15 protein-coding genes and 1 pseudogene are annotated in these 25,974 nt (G+C 52.1%); 12 read left to right on the forward strand and 4 right to left on the reverse strand.

The genetic code is table 11. The features are described 5' to 3' along the window. Window positions 1–29: 29 nt before the first annotated feature. From ACTJKZ_RS14735 to ACTJKZ_RS14770, 8 genes are all read left to right on the forward strand, one after another. Window positions 30–8,276 carry a beta strand repeat-containing protein gene (locus ACTJKZ_RS14735; RefSeq protein WP_440829838.1) on the forward strand — a complete coding sequence of 2,749 codons (8,247 nt, stop codon included), beginning with the start codon at window positions 30–32 and terminating at the stop codon, window positions 8,274–8,276. A gap of 106 nt (window positions 8,277–8,382) precedes the next feature. Continuing rightward, window positions 8,383–9,855 carry a TolC family outer membrane protein gene (locus tag ACTJKZ_RS14740; protein WP_440829765.1) on the forward strand — a complete coding sequence of 491 codons (1,473 nt, stop codon included), beginning with the start codon at window positions 8,383–8,385 and terminating at the stop codon, window positions 9,853–9,855. A 28-nt stretch (window positions 9,856–9,883) separates the two neighbouring features. Continuing rightward, the gene (locus ACTJKZ_RS14745; protein ID WP_440829766.1) at window positions 9,884–12,091 is read left to right on the forward strand and encodes a type I secretion system permease/ATPase; all 2,208 of its coding nucleotides are present in this window, start codon (window positions 9,884–9,886) and stop codon (window positions 12,089–12,091) included. Then, window positions 12,088–13,269, forward strand: coding sequence for an HlyD family efflux transporter periplasmic adaptor subunit (locus ACTJKZ_RS14750; protein WP_440829767.1), 1,182 nt, complete (start codon window positions 12,088–12,090; stop codon window positions 13,267–13,269). The genes ACTJKZ_RS14745 and ACTJKZ_RS14750 overlap by 4 nt, the downstream gene beginning before the upstream one ends. A 254-nt stretch (window positions 13,270–13,523) precedes the next feature. Beyond that, window positions 13,524–15,041 (forward strand): BglG family transcription antiterminator, encoded by a 1,518-nt coding sequence (locus tag ACTJKZ_RS14755; protein WP_440829768.1) that lies wholly within the window; start codon window positions 13,524–13,526, stop codon window positions 15,039–15,041. Window positions 15,042–15,056: 15 nt separating this feature from the next. Beyond that, the gene (locus ACTJKZ_RS14760) at window positions 15,057–15,530 is read left to right on the forward strand and encodes a PTS sugar transporter subunit IIA (RefSeq protein ID WP_440829769.1); all 474 of its coding nucleotides are present in this window, start codon (window positions 15,057–15,059) and stop codon (window positions 15,528–15,530) included. Between the two features lie 108 nt (window positions 15,531–15,638). After that, complete coding sequence (locus ACTJKZ_RS14765; protein ID WP_440829770.1) at window positions 15,639–17,063, forward strand: PTS fructose transporter subunit IIC; 1,425 nt, start codon at window positions 15,639–15,641, stop codon at window positions 17,061–17,063. A gap of 5 nt (window positions 17,064–17,068) precedes the next feature. Next, window positions 17,069–17,929 carry a ketose-bisphosphate aldolase gene (locus tag ACTJKZ_RS14770; protein ID WP_161736823.1) on the forward strand — a complete coding sequence of 287 codons (861 nt, stop codon included), beginning with the start codon at window positions 17,069–17,071 and terminating at the stop codon, window positions 17,927–17,929. A gap of 37 nt (window positions 17,930–17,966) precedes the next feature. Here ACTJKZ_RS14770 and ACTJKZ_RS14775 read toward each other — a convergent pair whose 3' ends face one another. The 4 genes and pseudogenes from ACTJKZ_RS14775 to ACTJKZ_RS14790 form a co-directional block, all read right to left on the reverse strand. Further along, entirely contained in the window at window positions 17,967–18,743 is a 777-nt protein-coding gene (locus ACTJKZ_RS14775; RefSeq protein WP_440829771.1) for a CDP-diacylglycerol diphosphatase, read from the reverse strand. 109 nt (window positions 18,744–18,852) lie between these two features. After that, on the reverse strand, window positions 18,853–19,161 hold the full coding sequence (locus ACTJKZ_RS14780; protein ID WP_440829772.1) for a contact-dependent growth inhibition system immunity protein: 309 nt from the start codon (window positions 19,159–19,161) through the stop codon (window positions 18,853–18,855). A gap of 513 nt (window positions 19,162–19,674) precedes the next feature. Continuing rightward, the gene (symE, locus tag ACTJKZ_RS14785; protein WP_440829773.1) at window positions 19,675–20,004 is read right to left on the reverse strand and encodes an endoribonuclease SymE; all 330 of its coding nucleotides are present in this window, start codon (window positions 20,002–20,004) and stop codon (window positions 19,675–19,677) included. A gap of 378 nt (window positions 20,005–20,382) precedes the next feature. Next, window positions 20,383–20,517, reverse strand: a pseudogene (locus ACTJKZ_RS14790) (helix-turn-helix domain-containing protein); the annotation flags it as partial. A gap of 305 nt (window positions 20,518–20,822) precedes the next feature. On the opposite strand from ACTJKZ_RS14790, the gene dndB reads away from it, so the two are divergent. Genes dndB through dndE form a run of 4 tightly spaced genes read left to right on the forward strand, consistent with a single transcriptional unit; the run spans window position 20,823 to window position 25,882 of the window. Continuing rightward, on the forward strand, window positions 20,823–21,908 hold the full coding sequence (gene dndB, locus ACTJKZ_RS14795; RefSeq protein WP_045140816.1) for a DNA sulfur modification protein DndB: 1,086 nt from the start codon (window positions 20,823–20,825) through the stop codon (window positions 21,906–21,908). Then, window positions 21,905–23,539 (forward strand): DNA phosphorothioation system sulfurtransferase DndC, encoded by a 1,635-nt coding sequence (gene dndC, locus ACTJKZ_RS14800; RefSeq protein ID WP_440829774.1) that lies wholly within the window; start codon window positions 21,905–21,907, stop codon window positions 23,537–23,539. The genes dndB and dndC overlap by 4 nt, the downstream gene beginning before the upstream one ends. Further along, window positions 23,529–25,529, forward strand: coding sequence for a DNA sulfur modification protein DndD (gene dndD, locus ACTJKZ_RS14805; protein ID WP_440829775.1), 2,001 nt, complete (start codon window positions 23,529–23,531; stop codon window positions 25,527–25,529). Before dndC ends, dndD begins: the two co-directional genes overlap by 11 nt. Further along, window positions 25,529–25,882 carry a DNA sulfur modification protein DndE gene (gene dndE / locus ACTJKZ_RS14810; protein WP_440829776.1) on the forward strand — a complete coding sequence of 118 codons (354 nt, stop codon included), beginning with the start codon at window positions 25,529–25,531 and terminating at the stop codon, window positions 25,880–25,882. The genes dndD and dndE overlap by 1 nt, the downstream gene beginning before the upstream one ends. The last annotated feature ends 92 nt before the right edge of the window (window positions 25,883–25,974 follow it).

The raw sequence follows: 25,974 nt of genomic DNA on the forward strand, positions 1-25,974 counted from the left end.
ACGCCAGCAGCAGCACCGTCGACGTCATCATCGACACCAGCGAAACCGTGCCCGGCATGACCGACGACGCCGGTAACCCGGTCGCCGACGGCGCAAGCACCAGCGACAGCACCCCGACCCTCAGCGGCGGCGGCATGGAGCCCGGCTCCACCGTGGTGATCTCCGACGGCGACACCGAGCTCGGCACCGCCACCGTGGGTGAGGACGGCAGCTGGACCTTCACGCCGGACGCGCCGCTGGACGACGGCGAGCACGCGCTGGTCGTTGACGGCACCGACGCAAACGGCAACGCGGTGCACGACACCGTGAATGTTACTGTTGACACCAGCGCCACCGTACCGGGCCTGACCGACGACGCCGGCAACCCGGTCGCCGACGGCGCAAGCACCAGCGACAGCACCCCGACCATTAACGGGGGCGGCATGGAGCCCGGCTCCACCGTGGTGATCTCCGACGGCGACACCGAGCTCGGCACCGCCACCGTGGACGCGGACGGCAGCTGGACCTTTACCCCGGACGCCCCGCTGGACGACGGCGAGCATGCACTCGTCATCGACGGCACCGACGCGAATGGCAACGCGGTGAACGACACCGTGAACGTGAACGTCGACACCAGCGAAACCGTACCGGGCCTGACCGACGACGCCGGTAACCCGGTCGCCGACGGTGCGACTACCAGCGACAGCACCCCGACCATTAACGGCGGCGGCATGGAGCCCGGCTCCACCGTGGTGATCTCCGACGGCGACACCGAGCTCGGCACCGCCACCGTCGACGCCGACGGCAGCTGGACCTTTATCCCTGACGCGCCGCTGGACGACGGCGAGCACGCCCTTGTGATTGACGGCACCGACGCAAACGGTAATGCGGTCAGCGACACCGTGAACGTGAACGTCGACACCAGCGAAACCGTACCGGGCCTGACCGACGACGCCGGTAACCCGGTCGCCGACGGCAGCACCACCAGCGACAGCACCCCGACCCTCAGCGGCGGCGGCATGCAGCCCGGCTCCACCGTGGTCATCACAGATGGCAACACTCCGATCGGTGAAGCTACCGTAGACGCGGATGGCAACTGGACGTTTACGCCAGATACTGCGCTGGACGATGGCGAACACACGCTTATCACAGGTGGTATTGATGCCAGCGGCAACAACGTCAGCAATGCTGTAGACGTCATCATCGACACCAGCGCCACCGCGCCGGTCATGACCGACGACGCCGGTAACCCGGTCGCCGACGGCAGCACCACCAGCGACAGCACCCCGACCCTCAGCGGCGGCGGCATGGAGCCGGGTTCTACCGTAACTGTCTCCGACGGCGATGCTGAAATCGGCACCGCCACCGTGGACGCGGACGGCAACTGGACCTTTACGCCGGATGCACCGCTGGCAGACGGCGAGCATGCGCTGGTCATCGACGGTACCAATGCCAGCGGTAACGCGGTCAGCGACACCGTGAACGTGACGGTCGACACCAGCGCCACCGCGCCTGGCCTGACCGACGACGCCGGTAACCCGGTCGCCGACGGTGCGACTACCAGCGACAGCACCCCCACCCTCAGCGGCGGCGGCATGGAGCCGGGTTCTACCATGATCGTCTCTGACGGCGACACCGAACTCGGCACCGCCACCGTGGACGCGGACGGCAGCTGGACCTTCACGCCGGATAGCGCACTCGCCGACGGTGAACACGCCCTTGTGATCGACGGCACCGACGCGAACGGCAACACGGTCAGCGACACCGTGAACATCACCGTTGACACCAGCGCCACCGTGCCGGGCCTGACCGACGACGCCGGTAACCCGGTCGCCGACGGCGCGACCACCAGCGACAGCACCCCGACCCTCAGCGGCGGCGGCATGCAGCCGGGCTCTACCGTGAACGTCTCTGATGGCGATGCTGAAATCGGCACCGCCACCGTGGACGCGGACGGCAACTGGACCTTCACGCCGGATGCAGCACTCGCCGACGGCGATCACGCGCTGGTTATTGACGGCACCGATGCGAACGGTAACGTCATGAGCGACACCGTGAACGTGAACGTCGACACCAGCGAAACCGTGCCCGGCATGACCGACGATGCCGGTAACCCGGTCGCCGACGGCGCGACTACCAGTGACAGCACACCGACCCTTAACGGCGGTGGTATGAAGCCCGGTTCCACCGTAACTGTCTCGGATGGCGACACCGAAATAGGCACCGCCACCGTGGACGACGACGGCAGCTGGACCTTCACGCCGGATACCGCACTGGCTGATGGCGAGCACGCCCTGGTTGTCGACGGTACAGACGCCAGCGGTAACCATGTCAATGACACCATCAATGTCGTGGTGCAAACCGCGCCGTCCATGGAAATCGTTGATGATAACGGTACCGCTATTCTGGATGGCGACACTATCAGTGACAGTACGCCAACGTTCAACGGTAAAAACTTCGAACCTGGAACCACTATTGTCATCGCTGACGGCGATACCACGCTGACCACTGTGACTGTAGGTGCGGACGGCAGCTGGACCTTCACACCAACCGCTGGATTGGCTGACGGTGCGCATGCCATCGAGGTCACCGTTACTGATCCACAAGGCGTCAGTGCCAGCGGAGTCTTCAACGTCACTGTCGATACCACACCGCCTGAAGGGGTTGATATCTCTACGGTCACAATGGTCGATAACGACGGTGCCACTATCACCGCAGCCGGTATCACAGCAGATAATACGCCAACCTTCAGTGGCACAGCGCTGGAGCCGGGAGCGACCGTGATTATTCGCGATGGTGAAACCGTATTGGGTGAAACCACGGTCAGCGAAGATGGCAGCTGGTCCTTTACGCCTTCAACCTCGCTTGATGATGGTGAACATCAGTTCACTTTCGAAGTCACCGATGAAGTCGGCAACAGCAGCGGTGCATCTGAAGCGCTGGACCTGTCAATCTCGGCAACCAAAGGCATCAACACGGGTGTTGTGGTGACAGATGATGCCGGCAATGTGATTGTGAATGGTGAAGCCATTAACGACAGCACACCGACCTTTAGCGGTCAGGATCAGACGCCGGGTGTAACAGTCACCATCGCCGATGGCGAAACCGTGCTGGGCAGTGTCGTGGTTGCTGAGGATGGAAGCTGGAGCTTTACGCCTGACGCAGCACTGGCTGACGGTGATCATGCATTGATCGTCACCGTAACGGATGCGGAAGGAAACACCCGCAGCGATACCATTAACGTCGTGGTCGATACCGTTGCACCAGATCTGCTTGATGTGGCCACTGTGGTCGTCTCTGACGATGCTGGCAATACGTTCGCCGCTGGCAGTGCGATTAGTGATACCACGCCGACCTTTAGTACATCGGGGCAGGAAGCGGGCACCACTATTATTGTTCGCGATAATGGCACAGTACTGGGTGAAGCACAGGTTGCAGATGACGGCAGCTGGTCGTTCACGCCATCTGAAGCCCTGACTGAGGGTGATCACAGCTTTACGTTTGAGACTGTCGATGCTGCCGGTAACAGCAGCGGTGAATCTGACGCGGTCAGTTACGTCATAGATTCTGTTGCACCTGAAGGCGTAGACATTACTACGGTGGTGATCACGGATGAAACAGGTACGATTATCGACACAACCGAAACCCAAAGCGACAACCAACTCACCTTCAGCGGCAGCGATCTTGAGCCTGGTACCACCGTCACGATGTATGACAAAGGTGAGATCGTCGGCGAAACCACCGTCGCCGACGATGGCAGCTGGACTATTACTGCCACTGACGGATTGTATGATGGCAGTCATGAAGTGACCTTTACTGTCACAGACGCGGCAGGCAACAGCAGTGATCCATCTGACACGCTGGATTTGAATGTGCAGGCCATCACGCTGACGGCATCTGACAATGTTGTATCAGGAGCTGCGGTAGGCTTTACTTATCCGGTTGATGTCAGTGAGGATCTGGGAACCATACTGGAGGACGGCGGATTAATCGCCTTCAACAATAAGATTGTCAGTGATCCGATTGTAGTCGCGGATGGCACAGTTATCGATCTTGATGTCACTGCAACCTCCTCTGCTTTCCTGAATATCGCCAGTAACTCGACACTGGTATTGCAGAAGTATGATTCTTCAACCAGCACCTGGGTTACCGTATCTGAAGAGAACAGCGGAAACCTGTTTGGCCTGTTCGGACTGGGCGCATCAACTTCCACCATCACGCTAACCGGCCTGACCGCCGGACAGTATCAGCTGGTGTATACCACCAATGGTATTAACGTCGGTGTGAGCTTTAATCTGGAGGCTTCTAAAACCGTCTATACGCTGGCGGAACAGGGCACCCCGACTGACTACACCACAGCAACCGGCAATGTGATAACAGATGTCGATAGCGTCTATGGTGCAGATGGTATTCCACACAGTGCCTACACCTCTGTGACCGCGGTGAGCGTGACCAATAGCGATGGCACCGTGACATCTGTCACGCTGGGTGACACCACCCAGACCGCCACGCTGGTCGGTCAGTATGGCACGCTAATCATCAACGCTGATGGCAGCTATGTCTACACGCTTGTTTCCACTATGGAAAGTATCGGTAAGGTGGATACCTTTACCTACACCATTACCGACTCCGCTACGGGTCAGAGCTCATCGGCTCAGATTTACGTGCAGATTGGTACAACAAATGAGGCGCTAGACCTGAGCTGGGATGCTAACGACCCTTCTGCAACCGCCGTTACGGATATCGCTTCCAGCAACGAGGCTGATGCCAGCGTTACGGTGACCTTTGAGTCATCGAGCGCGACAGATACCAGCGTTGCACTGGTCGCAGGCGGAACCGAGAACTATACCTCGACCTTTACCCTGTCAGCTTCAGACGATCTGATCACTGGTTCGCTGACGTTAACCACCGAGTGGGGATTGTTTGGCAATAACTTCTCCACAGCATTGAACATCACTTATGACGTGCAAATGCAGAACAGTGATGGCACATGGACCACGGTGAAAACGCAGACCGCTGTAGTGGCCGCAGGACAACACAACGAAGAAGTTATTCAGGACATAGATATGTCAACGTTGCTGTCCGGCCTGGGTGAGGGAACCTACCGCGTGGCGATATCAACCACCGGCGCAACAAATACGGTGAAACTAGATATGTCTGTTCAGACAGTCAGCACCACCGATTACGTCATCACCGCGAGTGAGGTCGCAACCGGCAACGTTCTGACCGATGAAGGCACAGACGGTGCAGTTGATAAGCTGAGTTCCATCTATACACGGATGTATGTCAAAGCGGGTGACAGCACCAGCGATGTGACGGTCGACGACAGCTATACCTGGGTGACCGAAAGTGGCGTTTCCATTGTGGGTCAGTATGGCACCCTGGTGATCTATAGCAACGGCGCTTATACCTACACGCCAGCTACCGACACACTGCCAGCCGGCTCTGAAGACGTATTCACCTATTCGCTGCAAGGTGCTAATGGTGAAGTGGTAAACGCCACCGTCACGATCCATCTGGGCGTTGAAGTTGACGGCAGCAACGGCGGTGCGCTGGTGTTCCAGGGCACTGAAGTCAACGATGTGTTTGATGTTTATGACACGAGCTTCGCTTCGGTAGATGGCTCGACTGGCGACGATACGCTGGCATGGCATGGCAATGGCAAGCTGGTCTTGAGCGATGTCGCGGCGAAAGTCAGCAACATCGAATCGATCATGCTGACCTCAACCACCAGCAGTGACAACCTGGTGCTGGATGCCCAGAGCGTAGAAGATGTGACCAGCGAAAGTAATGCGCTCTATGTTAAGGGCATCGCTGGCGACAGCGTGACGCTGGAAGGCACCTGGGTCAACAGTGGTACGGTGATTGTCGACAGCATCACTTACACGCACTACACCAGCACCACAGCTGCCGGTACCGTTGTCGATATCTACGTGCAGCAGGAGGTTACTCTCTCCTCAACAACCTATACGGATAGCGAAGGTGGGACGGAATATACCGTTACCGATGCGCAGGATGTCACAGGTACGGCGAGCGACGATATCTTCAACGTGAGCGACACCAGCTTTACCCACATTGATGGGGGTGAAGGTCTGGATACGCTGGTGTGGAGCGGTACCGGCACCCTGACGCTCAGCGAGCTGCAGTCGAAAATCAGCAACATCGAAGAGATCGAGCTGGTTAATGACAGCGCAGTGAATAATCTGGTGGTCACCGCACAAAACGTGGCGGACATCACCGATGCCGATAATACGCTGTTTGTTAAAGGTGCCATCACCGACACACTGACCCTCTCTGGCATCTGGACGCTGGCAGGCAGTGAAGTGGTCAACAACGTGGATTACGTCCATTACGTCGGCACGACCGCTGATGGTCAGACGGTGAATCTCTACGTTGATCGCGACATGAAACTGAGCAGCACCGAAACCGCCTCTGAAAACAATGCGGCCGACGTGACCGGCGACGTTGCTCTGCTCAGTGACAGCGTGGCGCAGACCACCACGATGAACACTGCAACCAGCAGCTTTACCAGCGAGAGCTTCACGGTTAACAGCATCAGCGATCTGCAGGAGATTAACGTCAGCGTGACCGGGACGTCGATCAATGCCAGCAATACTGTTTCGGTGAACTGGTCGTTGCAGGTTTACAACGAGCAGACGCTGCGCTGGGACAACGTGACCAGCGGCACGCAGGCGATCACCAGTGGCAGTCCGCTGAATGTCTCGCTGGAGGGTCAGAATGCGGGAACCTACCGCATCGTGGTCGATAGCACGCAGTCCGGACATTCTGGCTTCCTGTGGTCAACCACCTACGATGCGCTCACTGTGAAAGTGGCAGTGAACATCGTCAGCACCACCGACTATAAAGTCAGTACCAGCTCCAGCGTCACGGGTTCCGTCTTTACCAGCGACAGCACCAGTGACAGCTCGCTGTTGGTAACGTCGGTCACGGCGGGAATTGTGACTGGTGCCGCAAGCTATACGCTGGTTAGCGCTGAAGGAACAACTATCGCGGGAACTTACGGCACGCTGACGATCAAGGACGATGGCAGCTATACCTACACGCTGAATAGCGACTCGGTGATCCAACTGACCGGCAGTGAGGATTCATTCACCTATGTTCTGGCGGATGGCACCACTAAAAATCTGGTGATGACGCTGGGTGTCTCCGTAGATGGATCGGCAGGTGGCGCACTGATCTTTGCCGGTACCGTTGGCGATGATAGCTTCACCGTTCAGGACACCGAGTTCACCTCGGTGGACGGTAAAACGGGTCAGGATACGCTGGTCTGGAATGGCGGTGACGAGCTGGACCTCAGTGAGATTGCGGACAAAGTGAGCAATATCGAAATCATCGATCTGCAGGATAACGCCCAGGCAACGGCGCTGCTGATTAGTGCCGATGATATTGAGAAAATCACGGATACCAACAATGTGCTGTATGTCAGGGGTGGCAGCAATGACTCCCTTTCACTGCAGGGCGTGTGGGCTGTTAACGGCGTGGAAACGCTGAATAACATCACCTACACCCTCTACACCAGCACGGCGCTGGATGGCACGGCAATCAAACTCTATGTTCAGCAGGGTCTGCAATTCAACGAAGTGGCAGAGCATCTTGCCGGCTCCATCGAGGATGTCTCCGCCGATCTGACCGTGGTATCGGTGAGCCAGAACGGTGAAACCACCGCGATCACTGACGATGCGGTGAGCTTCAAGGGTGCCTACGGCACGCTGGTTATCGATGAAGCGGGTCACTACAGCTACGTGGTGGATGATGCGTATGCGCACAGCGGAAACACTGACACCTTCACTTATGCCCTGTCAGACGGCAGCAATGCCTCTCTGAGCTTTAACCTGGGCGTTGATGTTGATGGCAGCGAAGGCGGCGCAATTACCTTCACCGGCACCCGCGGTGCAGATGTTTTCGAAGTCTATGACACCGATTTCATCTCTATCAACGGTGCCGATGGTAACGATACGCTGGCCTGGCATGGCACGGGAACGCTGAACCTTAGCGATATCTCCGCCAGGGTCAGCAATATTGAAACCATCGACCTGATGACGGATGCCGGAAAAGACAATCTGGTAATAAGCGCAGAAAGTCTGCTGAAGGTCACTGATAACGATAATACGTTATATGTCAGAGGGGAAAATGGCGACACGGTGACGCTGAATGGTAACTGGGAGCAGGCAGACGGAATAGTGGCAAATGGGGTTAACTATAACCATTACACCAGTTCTGCAGCCGATGGCTCCGTGGTACAGTTATATATTGAAGACGACATCACCATCGGATAATTAATATCCGCATTAAAAGCAGGCTGGGTTATTTACACCAGCCTGCCACTTCCCCGCGATTTAATCCACCTTTTATGACGGAGATATATTTAATTATCTAAACATCATGAAAAAAATTATTATCATTTTGCACTGTATTCTTATTACCCAATATTCTTTTGCTGCCGATCAAAAACTTTTCTCAGGCAGCGAACCCGCCATTAATGAAGCACCGGCAGGTTTCTGGGGCGTATTTTCTAAAACACCAAATCCCGGCACCTTGCCTGCGGGCGGATCGGCGCTGGCAGACAAATTACAAATTAATCCGGCAGAAATTGAAATGCAGCCTGCAGCGTCGAACGCAGCTGAAAGCTTTCCGGCTGACTGGCAGGCGGCTATCCAGCTGGCGGTGAATCATCATCCCTCCATCAGCAGCAGCATTGCGACGCTGGAGTCATCAGGGTTCACCATTGATGCCGCAAAAGCGGGCTATCTGCCCTCTATAAAAGCGGGCATCACAACCGGTCGACAGCAGGATGAAGGCAGCGGCCATATCGCCACCGTCGGCCTCTCTCAGATGCTTTACGACTTTGGTAAAACTGGCAGCGCGGTCGATCAGGCCAGCGCGAAATATCTGCGCCAGCAGGCCACTGTTCTGATGCAGATCGACACCATTATTGAACAAACCGCACTGGCACTGAATGACGTTTATCGCTCGACGCAGCTGCTTGATAATTCGAAGAAAGAGGTGAAAGCCCTGCGGGATATCCTGGCGCTGACGCAAATGCGTGCCGATGCCGGAGCCAGCACACGGGTGGATCCGGTTCAGGCGCAGGCGCGTGTTGAAGCCGCCCAGGCAGAGCAACTGGATCTGGAAATCAAACTCCAGCAGCAGAAATACCATCTGCAATCCTTGCTGGGCCAGCCGGTTGCCGAAAAGAAAATATCCGCACCGATCTCGCTGCTGCCGCTGATTGAGCGTCAGAATGCCCGGATCGATTTAAACCGTAACCCGACTATTTTAGTCGCCCAGGCCGATGCCGCCGTGGCACTGGCTGAGTTACGTAATTACAAAGCGCAGCGCTATCCCACTTTATCGCTTGAAGCCAGCACAAATAAATATATCGGCGACATTGCGGATTATCAGCGCCATAGCCAGTACCAGAACGTTTATCTGTCTGTTAACAGTACGCTTTATCAGGGCGGCGCATTAGTGGCGCAGGAAAGTGCCAGTGCCCGCGCACTGGAAGCGGCCAGAACCACCATAGCCAGTAAAAAACTGGAGATCAGCGATCAGCAACGCAATTATTTCCAGAGCGTAAAGGGATTACAAAAAAATATCAGCCTGCTGACGCGCCGGATGAAAACGATTATGGAGACGCGCTCCCTTTATCGTGAGCAATATTTATCGCTGGGTAACCGAAACGTACTCGACTTACTTAACGCCGAGCAGGAAATAAGCCGTGCTCAGCAGGATTTAATTAATGCCCGCTGCGATCTGTGGGCCTCCTCGGTTAATTATCTGGTCGTAACCGGTATGGCACGTGAAGCATTTGATTTAAATAATAAGGTCATTCAGGGACTGCGCATTGCGCCGTAATTCTGTCAGCAATTAAGAGAAGATGATAATGAACACAATATCTGACAGCGAAAATGCATCAGCACAGCCTCACGCGAAAAAGGCTTATACCCCCTGGCTCGACGCGCTGCTGCTGGTGGCGAAACATTACCGCCTTGATGGTTCACCTGAGCGGGTGAAAGGGGAAGCGGAATGGCACATGCAGCACCTTTCACAGGATGCCCTGATTGAAAATATGGCGCGCCAGCTCGGCCTGCTGGTCATTTTTGACGCGTTTGACCCGGATCAGCTCGATCCGTGGCGCATGCCGTTGATCGTCGATTTCGGTCCTCGCGGCGTCGGCGTCATCACCACGGTGGGCGAGGATGGCCAGGTCAGCGTGATGCTGAGCGGTGAAAAACAGCTGCAGACCACGCTGAGTATTGAAGATCTGTCGCAGCATGCACAGCGCGTACTGCTGGCGAAGCCGGAGTCTTCCGTGCCGGATGCGCGGGTGGATGACTATATTAAGCCACATCGTGCTGACTGGCTGTGGCAGACCATTCTTCGTGAGTGGCCAGCCTATGTAAACGTGATGTTTGCGTCGCTGATCTCCAACGTGCTGGGTCTCTCCGCGATGCTCTTCACCATGCAGGTGTATGACCGGGTGATCCCTTCCCAGTCGGTGCCCTCTCTCTGGGTGCTGTTTGGCGGCGTCATGATCGCCCTGACCTGCGTGTTTGTGATGCGTATCATCCGCACGCATATCTCTGATGCAGCCGGTAAAAGCGCGGATCTGCGCATCTCCGATCGCGTCTTTGGTCACGCGCTGCGGATCCGTAACGATCAGCGGCCCAAATCGACCGGATCGTTTATTGCCCAGATCCGCGAGCTGGAACAGATCCGTGAACTGATTACCTCGACCACCATTTCAGCAATTGCCGATCTGCCTTTTTTAATCATCTTCCTGTTTATCCTCTGGTTACTGGGTGGATGGCTGGTACTGGTTCCGCTGGCGGCGATTCCGCTGATTGTTATTCCGGGCCTGCTGGCGCAGGGTTCGCTGGCGAAGCTCTCCAAAGCGACCATGCGCGAGTCCGCAGTGCGCAGCGCTATGCTGGTTGAGACCGTACAGGGCATGGATGACATCAAGCTGCTGCGCGCAGAGCCCTACTTTCAGAACCAGTGGAATCACCTGAATGAGGTGATCAGTAAATCTTCACAGAAGCAGCGTTTTGTCAGCGGCCTGCTGATGAGCTGGACCAGTGAAGTCCAGACCGTTGCCTATGTCAGCGTGGTGCTGGTGGGTGCTTTTTTTGCCATGAGCGGTGACCTCTCTACCGGCGTGTTAATTGGCTGCTCGATGCTGGCGTCACGCATGATGGCACCGCTGGGCCAGCTGGCGATGATATTTGGCCGCTGGCAGCAGGCCAAAGTGGCGCGCGAAGGACTGGAGAACCTGCTCAACAGCGAGGTCGATCAGCCAGAGAGCAGCATCCGTATTCATCGCCCGCGCATTAACGGCGAATATGCGCTCTCTGATGTCATCTATCGCTACGACCCGAACTCCGCTGATCCGGTGCTGACGGTGAAAAAGCTGACCATTAAAGCCGGTGAGAAAGTGGCGCTGCTGGGGCGTAACGGGTCCGGTAAATCAACGCTGTTGCAGCTGATGGCAGGTCTGTTGCAGCCGGGTGAAGGTGCCCTGCTGCTGGATGGCGTGCGGCTTTCCTCCATTGACCCGCTGGATGTAAGGCGTGACGTCGGGCTGCTGACCCAGAACGCATCCCTGTTCTACGGCACAATTCGCGAGAACTTACGCCTGGGCATGCCGCTGGCGACAGAAGAGGAGATGCTTCAGGCACTGGAGATCAGCGGCGCACTCGACTTTATTCAGCGCCTGCCGGAAGGCATGGATTATCTGTTACAGGAAGGCGGCAAAGGCTTGTCTGGCGGACAGCGTCAGCAGCTGTTGCTGGCACGCACCCTGCTCCGCCAGCCCAGCGTGCTGTTGCTGGATGAACCGACCGCCTGGCTGGATGATGCCGCTGAAAAACATCTGATTGAGCGGCTGATGACGTGGATGGGCAACCGTACGCTGATTATCGCCACGCATCGCCCGGCGGTATTGCAGCTGGTTGATCGCATCATGCTGATGGATAAAGGCAGGATTGCGCGGGATGGCTCAAAAGCAGAGATGCTGGTCACCCGGCCCGAAGCCAGTGCCGCGCCGCATCAGGGCAAAGTCAATGTTAAACCGCAGGGAGCACACGTATGAGTTTCTCCTTATTCCGTAAAAAGAAGCATCAGCGTTCCCGTCAGCGCGTCTCTTCCGGCGGCCTGATCATCATGTCGATGCTGGTCATGCTGCTGCTGTTCTTTGTCTGGGCTTCTAACTTTGAACTGGATGAAGTCACCGTTGGTGTCGGCAAAGTGGTACCCAGCTCACACGAGCAGATCATCCAGTCGCTGGAAGGCGGGATCCTCAAAGAGCTGAAGGTTCACGAAGGCGATGTGGTTGAGGCGGGCCAGGTGCTGGCCCTGCTGGATCCCACCCAGATTGACTCCGGTGTGCAGGAAAGCACGTCGCGTTTACGCGCAGCGCTCGCGACGGCGGCCCGCTTACAGGCTGAGACGGCAGGCACGCCGCTGACCTTTCCGCCGGAAGTTTTAGCGGATCCGTCCCTGGTGGCCGCTGAGACGGCGCTTTATCACTCGCGTCGTGAGAACTACAGCAAAACCATCAGCGGCCTGACTGAAGCGCTGAGTCTGATTAACCGCGAACTGCAGCTGACCTCTTCCCTGGTGGCAAAAGGCGCGGCAAGCAATGTGGAAGTGCTGCGCCTGAAACGTCAGGCTAACGACCTGCAAAGTAAGCTCAACGACGCGGAAAATAACTATATCGTGCAGGCCCGTGAAGAGCTGGCGAAAGCCAACGCCGAAGCGGCATCTCAACGCTCCATTATCATCGGGCGAGCGGACTCACTGAAGCGCACTGTCGTTATCACGCCGGTCAGAGGGATCGTTAAAGATATCGAGGTGAACACCGTTGGCGGCGTGATTCCGCAGCGCGGCAATCTGATGGAAATTGTGCCGCTGGATGAGCAGCTGATGATTGAGGCGCAGATTGCCCCGCGCGATGTTGCCTTTATCACACCCGGCCAGCGTGCGGTGGTGAAACTCACGGCCTACGACTACAACATCTATGGCGGTCTGGAGGGCAAAGTGGCCTCTATTTCTCCCGACACCATTCAGGATGAAGTTCATCGCGACCAGTACTATTACCGCGTCTACATCCGCACCGATAAGGATTATCTGGTCAATAAAAAAGGGAAAAAGTTTCCGGTTTATCCGGGGATGATCGCAATGGGTGAGATCCATACCGGCAGTAAAACCATCATGGAGTATCTGATGAAACCGCTGAACCGGGCGAAGGAAGCGCTGCGGGAGAGGTAAACATAAGATTTGCTGCCCCTGCTGGTGGGGCAGCTAACACCGGATTTCATGCACTGCCCCGCCCATCAGGCACCCACTCATCTTCCCCTTCCCTGTTCTGATATTCTTTAATCTCCTCTCAAAATATTTCGAAAATTCACTTTCAGGTGGTCAGCCTGACCGTCGGGTTGTGGCCATGTTTTAATATTTACATGGCATAGTCCCTTTGCTTAGATGATAACTGACAAGGTGAATAACTGATTAAGCGGACCCTGATGATGATGAAGGCGCTGACTGAGCGGCAACTGACGATTATGCGACAGCTTATTTCTCATAACAGTTATGTGAGCCTGCACACTATTTCAGAAAAAACAGCCATCACCACCCGAACCTTACGCCGCGACATCGCTGATATTAATGAAAAACTCTCTGACCAGGGAATCAACCTCAGCGGTAAAAGTGGGAGAGGCATCACAATTAAATTTGCTGATGCGCAGGCAGAAATAGCCGCACGCCGGATTTTTTCAACGGAAGTGGATGATTTCAGCAGTAACTTCCGGATGCTGAAAATAGCGTCGGATTTATTAATGCTGTCACCCAAAAGTTCTTCAATCAGCGAACTGGCGGATAAATATTTTATCAGCCGGGCTTCGATAGTGAATGATTTAAAAACATTAGAAGCCTGGTTGCATCAGTTTGATTTAACCTTATTAAAAAGTCGGGTCGGCACCAGCATAAAAGGCAGTGACCAGAATATTCGCATGGCGATGAAAGCGCTGGTATTAAAATCCATTTATAACCGGCAGGACATGATGGAAAGCCGTCTGGATGAAAGCACGTTGCAGGAGCTTTCAGAGAAATTTGGTCAGCAGGCTGTCCACTTTACCCTGCAATTAATTAATTTTATTGAACAGCAACTGCAATATACGATTAGCGATCCTTACTACATCAATTTATTTACTCATATTCTGGTGCTGATCCACCGGAGTTACTCACCGATGCAAAGGACGGACGCCCGCGCGGTGACGATGAGTCGGGTCAGCGACCATCACGCCTGGCAGGTTTCGCTGGCGGTGATAGAACGCATCGAGACCGCGTACAACACGGTACTGGTGGCCGAAGAGTCGCACTCCATCTATCAGTATCTGGTCTCTTCCGGTAAGGCGGGCGGCGAGACACCCCAGCACGATGAGTCGCTGATATCCGAACGTGAAACCCGCTTTGCCGAAGCGCTGATTGCCCGCGTAGCCCAGCGCATCAATATCGAAATCACCACGGACCAGAACCTGCAGGCTTCGCTGTCCTCGCATATCAAGCCGATGCTGAATCGCCTCCGATATCACATCCGGATTAAAAATCCGCTGCTGCATGATATCCGGACCGAGCTGGGAACGGTGTTCGCCGCCGTCAAAGCGGTCATCAGCCAGCTGACGCAGGAGTACAGCCTTGATGAGATCAGTGACGATGAGGTGGCGTACCTGACCGTGCATATTCAGGCCGCCATCGAAAACAGCATCAAGGTAAAACGGGTATTGCTGGTCTGCTCCAGCGGTCTGGGCACCTCACAATTGCTTTACGGACGGATTATCCGCGCCTTTCCTGACTGGAAGATTATCGACATCGTGCCAGGGAAAAACATCGCGGATTCCCTGAAGCGACATGAGTGTGACGTGGTGATCTCGACCATCCGGCTGGAGCCGCTGGAAAAACCGGTGGTCTATGTCTCGGCCCTGTTTTCGGCGAAAGATATCGCAAGAGTAACGGAGTGTCTGGTATCGAATTCGATTAATTAATAATGGAGAAACAACATGACGACAGCCGTGGCTATTAATGAAGTCCTGAAAGAAGAATGTATTATTCTCGATGTTGATTGCCAGACGAAAGAACAGATTATTTCTCAGCTGACCGACCTGCTCTGCCAGACCGGCGCAGTCACCGATAAAGCTGCGTTTCTGAACGATGTTTATCTGCGCGAGGAATTAGGCTCCACCGGATTTGAAAATCACATTGCTATTCCGCACGGCAAATCCGCTGCCGTGGCCAAGACCCGCATTGCCGTCGGGCGTTTACGCCGGGATATTCCGTGGGAGACCATCGATGGAACCAAAGTCCGGCTGGTTATTCTCTTCGCGGTGAAAGAGTCCGATAAAGATGTCGGCCATATCAAAATGCTCGCCAGAATATCTATCGCGCTAGGTGATGAAGATGTCGTTGAGCAATTACTGAATGTGGAACACCGCGAAGAGATGTTTCATTTACTGTTATCCCGCTCGGGAGCCTGAATAAATCGGAGAGCATCATGAAATAAAAAACCAAAGGAGGTATTCCAGGTTGTAGCCATCCCTTCAGACCGAAAAACATAAATATAAAATTTTCACTGGAGAACGTTTATGAACATCATTGCCATTACCGCCTGTCCTACAGGTGTCGCTCACACCTACCTTGCCGAAAGTAATTTAAAAAAAGCGGCTAAAAAACTGGGCCTGAATGTATTAGTTGAAACCCAGGGCGCGATTGAAAGCGAATATATTTTCAGCGACGACGATATTCATCAGGCTGATGTGGTGTTAATCGCCGCGGATAAGAAAGTTGAGATGGCGCGCTTCCAGCACAAAAACGTGATCGAGGTCCCCGTCACCCGTGCCGCGAAAGACGCTGAAGGATTACTCAGCGCCATTGTGAACGGCGAGCTGGCGCCCAGGCTGATCGATTCCGCCCCACAGAACAATACGTCTGAACCGGCTAACAGCGCTCGCGAGGCGTCAGGTTCCCGTTCCTGGATCTCAGAGATTTATGTGCACCTGATCACCGGTGTGAACCTGATGATCCCGTTTGTGGTGGCTGGCGGCATTCTGATCGCCCTGAGCTTTTCATTCGGGATTACTGCGGCCACACCAGGGGACGCTAATTTCAGCCCGATAGCGAAGATGCTTTCGGACATCGGGGGCGGTTCGGCCTTTGCCCTGATGCTGCCGATTCTTGCGCTGGGGATCAGCCAGTCCATCAGCGGCAAAGCGGGCATTGTGGCGGGCGCTGTAGGTGGGATGATGGCAATTCACACCGGCTCCGGCTTCCTTGGCGCGCTGATTGCCGGCTTCCTGGCCGGGTACATCACGCTGCTGATCACCAACCATATTCACCTGCCCAAAGCCGTCGCCGGGTTAAAACCTATTTTAATCGTGCCGCTGCTGAGCGTGCTGCTGACAGGCGCACTGATGGTGCTGCTGATTGGTGAACCAATCAAAATGCTGCTCGGCTGGCTGACCGCATTCCTGAGTTCGCTGGGTAACACCAACGCGGCCATCCTCGGCCTGCTGTTCGGCATGATGGTGGCCTTTGATATGGGCGGCCCGCTGAATAAAACCGTCTGCATGTTTGCGATTGGCCTGATGTCGAGCGGCATTTATGGACCGATTGCGGCCTGTATGGCGGCGGGCATGGTGCCGCCGCTGGGCATCGCGCTGGCGACCACCCTCTTCCGCCGCAAGTTTACCGAGCAGGAGCGTGAGACCGGCAAGGTCACCTACATACTCGGCCTGTCATTTATTACCGAAGGCGCGATCCCTTACGCGGTCGCCGATCCGCTGCGCGTCATTCCGGCCATTGTGGCGGGTTCCGGATTAGCGGGCGCCCTGTCGATGATGCTGGGCTGCGCTTCCCGCGCCCCGCACGGCGGCATTTTCGTCATCTTCATTCCTAACGTGATCAGCAACGTCATGGGTTATCTGTTTGCGATTGCCGCAGGCAGTCTGCTGACCGCGCTGATCCTGTTGTTCCTGAAAAAAGATATCTCCGTTCCTGCAAAACAAGGATAAAACCTATGCTTTACAACATGAAAGATCTGCTCAGCGTTGCCCAGCGTCATCAGTTTGGTGTGGGCGCGTTCAACATCGCCAGCGCAGAGTTTGGACGCGTGGCGGTTGAGACTGCCGAGCGACTGGATTCACCGCTGATTCTGGAGATCCATCCCGAAGAGATGGCGTTTACCGGCCCGGAATTCATCGGCTATCTGCGGACGCTGGCGATTCAGGCACGTGTGCCGGTGGTGATCCATCTGGACCATGGCCGCACGCTTGAAGAGGTGATGAAAGCGATCTACGCCGGTTTTACCTCGGTGATGATTGACGCCTCGTCTCACCCTTTTGAGCAGAACATTGCGCTGACGAAGAAAATTGTCGAGATAGCGCACACGATTAATGTCTCTGTAGAAGCAGAGCTCGGCACCATCGGTGTGGCGGAAGGCAGCGGCGAAGGCGGCAGTAATGAGATTCTCTATACCGATCCGCAGCAGGCAGAGACCTTTGTGCGCGAGACCGGCACCGACACGCTGGCCGTCGCTATCGGCACCTCGCATGGTCTCTACCCCAAAGGGAAGCAGCCGAAGCTGGATATCGAGCGCCTGCAGCAGATCCGTAAGGTGGTTGATATACCGCTGGTGCTGCATGGCGGTTCGGGTAATAAAGACAGCGAGGTCGCGGAGTCGATCCGTTATGGCGTCGGGAAAATCAATATCTCTAGCGATATGAAGAAGGCGTTCTTCGTGGCACTGGAGCAGGAGCTGAAACAGGGCGGACACGAGCCTAATGCTCTGTTTGTTAAACCGATGCAGGCGGCGAGTGAAGTCGTCGCGGCGAAGATGGCGCTGTTTAGTTCTGTGGGAAAAGCGGGGCTGTATCGGTAAAGGGTTGTTGTGAGTGGATGGCTGGGGTGAGGTTTAGTTACTCCCCAGCTGAAACGTCAGCTGGTGGCGCTGAAAGAATAGCGCAGCGTTTATCCAGTAGCGACTCAACGGACGCCCGATTGCCCTTATCCCAGCCGCGCCGGGTGGTTAGCAGGATAAACCCCTTTTCTCCCGAGAACGTTGTCGGGATAAGCGCCACACCAGACTCCGCCAGTTGCGGCGGCGACAGATGGAAATGGCGCGCCACGGAGGAGACAGGATAGATCCCCATCGCCGTCGGTTGCATAACGCGACGGGCATAGTAGGTGTGTTTCAGCAAAAGGTCGGGCAAGGGCCGCCAGTCATTATGAATAAAGGGCCGCTCGGCCTGAAGCTGGCGATAGACATCTTCCCGCAGGCAGGTCAGATGAATATGCAGTTGATTCTGGCTGCGGCCATAAGCGGAATTCAACGCCATGCCGAGCCGATCCTCAGGTACTTCAGCACCATAGGCCGCCATCAGACGATAGCGCATTAACCAAGCGTAGCCGAAATAATCGGGACGTCCGGGGCGCGACAGCGCAATGCTCTCAATGCCGGACATCGCCATCGTGGGCACCAGAATGAAGTGCAACCTGTGGCGAGGATTCTGGATGATGCTGTAGCCCTGGGTTTTGTCCTGCGGCAGATAGACTTGCTGGCAGGGTGCCGGATCGCGACGGTAGTGATAGTTATTCATGCAGAGGTCATGCGTGACCGTCCACAGCGCGTCAGAGCGTGCGCATCCTGTCAGCAGCAGCGCAATGACCAGCGGCAGAGATCGGCATCGCCACAATAATTTTCCGTTCAGTGGATTGCGTCCGGTCAGGCGACTCAATGCAGATATAACCTCATCAGCAGGGGTTCATATTGGGGGAGCTTTTAGCCAAATGGCAAATCAGCATTCAGCCTTGAGAAAGAGATGCACTAACCTTTTTCTTCAAAAGTTTGAGAAATTCTGCAGGCGTAGTTTCCCATAAGTCTGTAGAAAACTCCGCGCCATAGCGGCTTTTAAAGTCCTCCTCCAGGTTGTCACTCTCCCTCATAAACTGCTCAATATCACCAATCAAACCATGTCGGGAAGCAGCTGTGGAATCTGCAATCCATGCGTTGATTTGAGCATCTACACTTTCACCACTACCGAACAAATCATAGTCCTGTCCAAAGTAAATGGCGATTAGGCTATCCAGTCCGGCTATGTTAAGGTTTTTCATAACTATACCATCGGATAAGCAGCAAGGATGATAAAGATCTTACAGTTCTAATACTCGAATTTAAGTGTTATACGGACCTTATAGCATGCTTGCTCAAAGCCTCTTTGAGGTGTCAACAGTCACGCCCATTATTGTAGCTATAACCATCAGTCACTTTAACAAAGATTGATCCTAAAACGTGATTTAAAAATCAAAGCCGTAGTATGTCGTGGATGTGCGCGCCACAGGTTGCAGCATTTGAGTGTATCGCCTTTGTTGATGAATTCATCAGGAAGACCAGACGATATAAGTTGCTTTTGCAATTTCCTGATTTAAAATTTACATATTATTTTCAACAATACCGGTCAAACAGCTTTTATTTTATAACAGGAAATTTAAAAATCAGTTTCTTCTATCTAAGAGGTAAAAGCGAAGTAAAGCTATTAAATGATACGAAGGACTAATGTACTGATGGAGGTAGTGGCTTCCTGATAGTTAACCGCTCCCGAAGCGATATCGGGAGCGGCTTTTCATTCAGACGACTTTCTGTTTACCGACAATAACCTGAATAAACTCCTGCACCTGCTTTTGTTTCCGCGCCGACAGCTTGCATACCTGGCGCAGAGACTGCATCAATTCGCTCTCCTGCCGGGCGGTGAGCACAATACAGCCTTGCATTACCTTTACATCTACTGCTGTGCCAGTGGCAAAACCGGCTGCTTCCAGCCATTGCCCTTTCATAGTGATGGCGGCAATCCGGCTGTAATCCGGATAGCGACTCGCGTAGCCAACTGTTAATTGACGGTCATTTGCCGGAGAGACTTCTGGTTCAGTCGGTTGTGCAATAGAATGGGCATCAGTCATGATTACTATTCCTTCTAAATAGTGATTGTGATTAGCGGCGCGGGTGTGTTGGCGCACATCCGCACCGCGCTAAATACCTGTATATATCATCAGTAAAGACAAGAAAAGTCCAGCTTAAAGCAGCCTTTAATAAGCTATTTATAAAATCATTTATATATAGATATTAAAGTTTATCTCGCAGTAAACAATAATCGCACCAGAAAGTTTCGCAGAAAAATAAGGATTAATATTTTTTATCGTGACTTTTTTAACTGTCCTGACTGCACGTTTGGATTTAATTTTTCCAGCAACGCGGCGGCGCTACTGTCAGCCTGTTAGGTCGATATTGGGCTTATTTTCCTGAAATAATCAGCGCGGAAATAAGCCAGTTCAATCAACTCAAACCAACACCCTCAACCCATGCTTCTGCAACACGCAAAGCAGCTTCAGAGATAATCCACTTGGACATTTTACACCATTTTCCTATTTCTGCACCGTTGACACACTGGTGTTCAGGTGGCTGAAAGGCTGGGAAAAGTCATTAAGGGGAGTGTTTTTTTGGTGTGAGGAGAGCTTAGTTTGAGCTTACAAAGCCAGTCAGGACATGAGAAAAGCTGGTTAGAGTTAGGTGGTTAAATGAGCGAGTAAAACGCACCTAAAACATTAAGCTTGCGATTTAAGCATTCATATAACCTTTTGAATTAAATAGCGTTAAGTCTCTAACCTGATTCCGGAAAAAACGCCAAAAAAAGCGAAACCTATACGTAAAAAAAGATGACATGAGCCCATAAAACGTTTATTTTTACGTAAAACGAATATTACTTCCAGGTAACTGTTATATGGCGAATTTTGACACTGACTATTGCTACTCTTTCCCCGCCGTCAGAGGGATCCAGGCAGGCAGACCGTTCTATATAGCTACCTGCCCAATGCGCATAATTCCCAAAATTTTTAGTTTTGATGAAAATGAAGTACCGCCTGAGTTGCGCGCACAAAGAACGTTAAATAAAGCTCGCATACCTGAAATGGTCCGCTACTTACTTGAAAATCCAAGTGATTATGTCTTTTCAGCACTAACTGCTTCCATTGCAGTAGATGTACAGTTTGATGAGTATTCGGGTTCCAATAACTTAGGGACTTTGCGGGTGCCCATGGAGGCACAAATTTTAATCAATGACGGGCAGCATCGCAGGAAAGCTATAGAAGACGCACTGGATGCAAGGCCTGAGTTGGGACAAGATAATATTCCCGTATTATTCTTTGTAGATGAAGGGCTCAAACGCAGTCAGCAAATGTTTGCTGATTTAAACAAATATGCCATCAGACCAAGCCCTTCGCTCGCGACGCTCTATGACCATAGGGATATCAGTTCGAATCTTTCACGGTATCTGGCTATGAATATCGAGCCTTTTATCGGACTAACTGAAATGGAAAAATCCAGCATCAGTAAGTTTTCAAACAAACTCTTCACCTTAAGCAGCATCAAGCAAGCTACGCGTTCTCTGCTGGGAAAGGAACCGAAAGCCAATGATGTTGAGCAGTGTTCTGACCTTGCAGCCCTCTACTGGCAAGCGATATTTCAGGTCATGCCAGACTGGCAATTAGCTGCAAAAAAAGAGGTATCTCCTGCTCAACTTCGCCAGGAGTATGTTCATGCACACGGCATAGGTCTGCAGGCTCTGGGTTTACTGGGTCACTGCCTGCTCTCAGAGCACCCTGACTCATGGCAAAAAATAATTTGTGAGCTTAGAGAGTTCGACTGGCGTAAAAGCAGTCCAGAGCTTACCAAACGTGCAATGCAACATGGTAAACTCAGTAAGACGACGGCATCTATCCAGCTTACCTGCAATGCTCTTAAAATCGCCTTATCGCTCCCCCTTTCAAATGAAGAACAAGAGCTTGAAGCTCAAATGGTTATCTCATGAGTAAACTAATTCAGGCCCACGATCTGGCCGATTACGAAGATTTTATCAACCAGGAAAATTTTGCCGGGCGGCCCCTGGCAGAATACGTATCTGAAGTACAACGTATCTATTGTGCCGATAAGCGTCCATGGGTGATTGGTTACAGCGGGGGTAAAGATTCCAGCGCTGTCATTACTTTGGTATATCTTGCACTACTGGGACTACCGCCCGCGATGCGGCAGAAAGACGTGTTTCTTGTTTCGTCCGACACATTGGTAGAGACACCAGTCGTAGTGGATTTGATCAAGAAGACCATGCAACGAATCGAAGCCGGTGCTAAACGCGCTGGGCTTCCAATCACTCAGCATGCTGTCATGCCAAAGACCCACGAAACCTTCTGGGTCAATCTGCTAGGTAAAGGTTATCCGGCCCCTACCCGTAGTTTCCGCTGGTGTACTGAGCGCATGAAAATCAACCCGGTAAGCGATTTTATTAAAGATAAAGTCAGCCAGTTTGATGAAGTCATCGTTGTACTTGGATCACGTAGCAGCGAAAGCGCATCCCGCGCGCAGGTCATAGCCAAACACAAAATTGATGGTACCCGTCTGGCGAGGCATACCACTCTTGCAAATGCATTTATCTATACCCCTATCGATACCTGGGACACTGAAGACGTCTGGAAATTACTCAGAGGTGCATTTCGATATTCTCCAGATGATATTGATGAGTGGGAAAACCCATGGGGTGGTAACAACCGTCCATTGTGGACACTGTACATGGACTCGTCAGCGCAAGGCGAATGTCCACTCGTTATCGATGACAGTACGCCATCTTGCGGTAGTTCACGCTTTGGATGCTGGACATGTACCGTGGTCACCAAAGATAAAGCGATGGAGAGCCTGATCAAGAATGGCGAAGAATGGATGTCTCCGCTGCTGAAATACCGTGATCTGCTGGCATTTACCACCGATCCAGTAAATAAAGACACGTTTCGCAACTATAAACGTCGTACTGGCAAGGTCAGTTATCAGTATGCCAAAGATGGCGAAGAAATTAGTGCCGAGCGTAAACATGTTCCAGGACCTTACTGGATGAAGTATCGTCAGCAATGGTTGAAAGATTTACTGGAAATTGAGCGAGATATGAATGCTCAGGGCCACACCATCACGCTTATCACTGAACCTGAACTACATGCTATTCGCCAGGAATGGTTAAAAGATCCGAATGAGCCCGATTGGTATGATGCCCTGCCGGGTATCTATCGGGAGGTCTACCAAAAAGATTTGGATTGGGTTGTAGACGACCAGTCAAGATTTGATGCCAGTGATGCTGACTTGCTAATGCAGATATCTCAAGGGTTTGATGTTGAACCTGAGATGGTCATGAAGTTAATCGAACTGGAAGTATCGATGGAAGGCCTGAGCCGACGTCAGGGGATCTTTGACAAGTTAGGCACCATCCTGAGACAAGACTGGGGCAGTCTTGAAGAAATTAAGCTGCAACAAGAAGCATTACAGAAACGAAACGATCGGGATATACATCAGGGCGAAGTCGCTCAGTTAGAAGCCGAACTCCAGATATTGCAGCGCAGAATTGCCGAAGTAAGTGACTCGTCTCTGCTTACCAGTGAGGAAAAAGAACATGTTAATTAAACAGCTGGTTTTGCAAAACTTTAGAGTCTTCAGAGGAGAGCACGTTATTGAATTGGCGCCAAGGAAACGCCAAAACAATTCTAATCCGCGTCCGATAGTTTTATTTGGTGGACTAAACGGGGCTGGGAAAACATCCATTCTATCGGCTATCCGAATTGCCTTATACGGCAGACTTGCGTTTGGTTCCTCAACCCAACAGCGAGAATATGTTGAAGAGCTTAGTTCATTAATTCATAACGGCTCCACTTCTGGAGAAGATCCGAGTGAAGCATCTATCGAGCTCAGCTTTACTTATAACAAAGGTGGTTATGAAGCTGAATTCACCGTTACACGTTTTTGGAAAAAAGGTAAAAAAGATCAGCTCTCGCTTCAGCAAGATGGCCAACCTCTGAATGAGCTGGATTATGATCAGTGCCAGGGATTCCTGAATGAATTAATTCCACATGGAATTGCAGATTTGTTCTTCTTCGACGGCGAAAAAATTGCAGAACTTGCTGAAGACGATTCAGGAAATATTCTACGCACAGCGGTAAGACGTTTGTTAGGTTTAGATCTCATTTCGAAACTTCGAAATGATTTGATGATATTTGTCAAGCGTCAACAATCAAGCCAGTTAGAGGTTTCAAAACAGCACAAGCTTTCTGATCTTGAAGAACAGGCTAAAAATTTTTCTTTCCTAGCGGAGCAGATTTTAGAAAAAGCTGATTTTACAAAAATGCGCATCGATTTGCTGACGAAAGAAATCATGCGATATGAATCCCTTCTCAATGCAGAAGGTGGTGCTTTTGCCCAGACTAAAACACAAGAAAAACAGAAAGTTGATACGCTTTTAAAAGAAAAAGAGCGCCTTGAAAAAGCCTTGCGCCATGAGTGCGATGGCTCATTGCCCTATGCTTTAGCACCCAAAATGTTAGGCCGTTTGCTGGAACAAATTAATAAAGAGATGCAAATCAAGCAAGCGAGCAGTTTTGAAAAAGAATTGAATCAGTTCCTTGTACAGCTAAAAAATGATATCTCATTCCGTTCAGGTACTACAGGGCTTATTGCTGCCGAAGCAATTGAAGATAATCTAAAGGATTTCCTGGCTGGTAAACCTAAAGGAGAATTGTTGTTTGACATTTCGGAACGAGAAGCTGGGATGATTGAACAATCCGTCGAGCAAGACAGTAAAAAATCTTGGGAACGTTTTGATCTTTATCGTACCCAATTAGCAGAAGTTGAAGAGCAGCTAGAGCAAGCGGCAGCCAACATCGCTCGTGCGCCGGAAGATGATCAGCTCATTGATATATTTGAAAAACTACGAGAGCTTGACCGGCAACGCGAGAGTAAACGGCAGGAGTATCGCTCGCTTCTGGAAGAAGCAAAGCAAACTAAACAACAGCAGCTTGAATGTGCTCGCCAGATACAAAAAACACATGATCTGGCTCGTAATCAGCATAACTCTGATAGCGCATTTAATAATGCGCAGGAAACGATCAACCTGCTTGATCGATATAGTGAACTTTTAACTAAAGCTAGGGTGAAAACGCTGTCAGTTAATTTTGGCGATGCTTATCGTAAATTAGCTCGTAAAGAGGATTTGCAGCTCAATGCACATATCAATCCTGAAACATTTGATGTGGAATTGATCGATGAAAAAGGCACAGTAATAAATCGTAAGCTTCTTTCCGCTGGAGAAAAACAAATCTATGCGATTGCAATACTTGAAGCTCTGGCGAAGACCTCAGGCCGTGATTTGCCAGTGATTATTGATACGCCATTAGGTCGTTTAGATTCTCAGCATAGAGATAAATTAATTCATCATTATTTCCCATTTGCTAGCCATCAGGTAGTGCTGCTATCAACAGATACTGAAGTTGATGAGCGTTATTTTGTTGATCAATTACGAGATGACATCTCTCATGCTTATGAAATTGTTTTTAATGCGAATACCAAGTCATCTACTTTAAAACCAGGGTATTTCTGGGAACTAACAAAGGAGGCAATCTGATGCTCCCTAATAGAATGCAGCTTAGTCGCCAAACTGAAGAACAGCTCAAAAGATTAAAAGGTCATACTGGTATTACTCCAAACATTGCCGCGCGGCTAGCATTTTTCCGCTCAGTGGAAGGTGATTTTCGGTATCTACCACAGCAGGATAATAAAAAATTAGATGGCACTTTGATATTAGATAAAATAACTTGGCTTGGAGAAACACTAAATACCACAGAACTTGTATTAACAATGCTTTACCCCGACCTAGAGCAAAAGACATTATTTAAAGCATGGGCTGCTCATGTAGAAGATGGAATTGCTGCAATGCGCAATTATCGTAATTTGAAAGATTTTACAAAAAATCTATGAAAACTTATGGCGCTCTCTAAGTGCGCCATGAGTCATATTACAAACTATAAAAAAAGGAGGATTTATTTGATTAAATCATATCAGCTGAAGTA

This window comes from Pantoea sp. 22096 (assembly GCF_052045955.1).
In the GTDB taxonomy this organism is placed as follows: Bacteria; Pseudomonadota; Gammaproteobacteria; order Enterobacterales; family Enterobacteriaceae; genus Pantoea; species Pantoea alfalfae.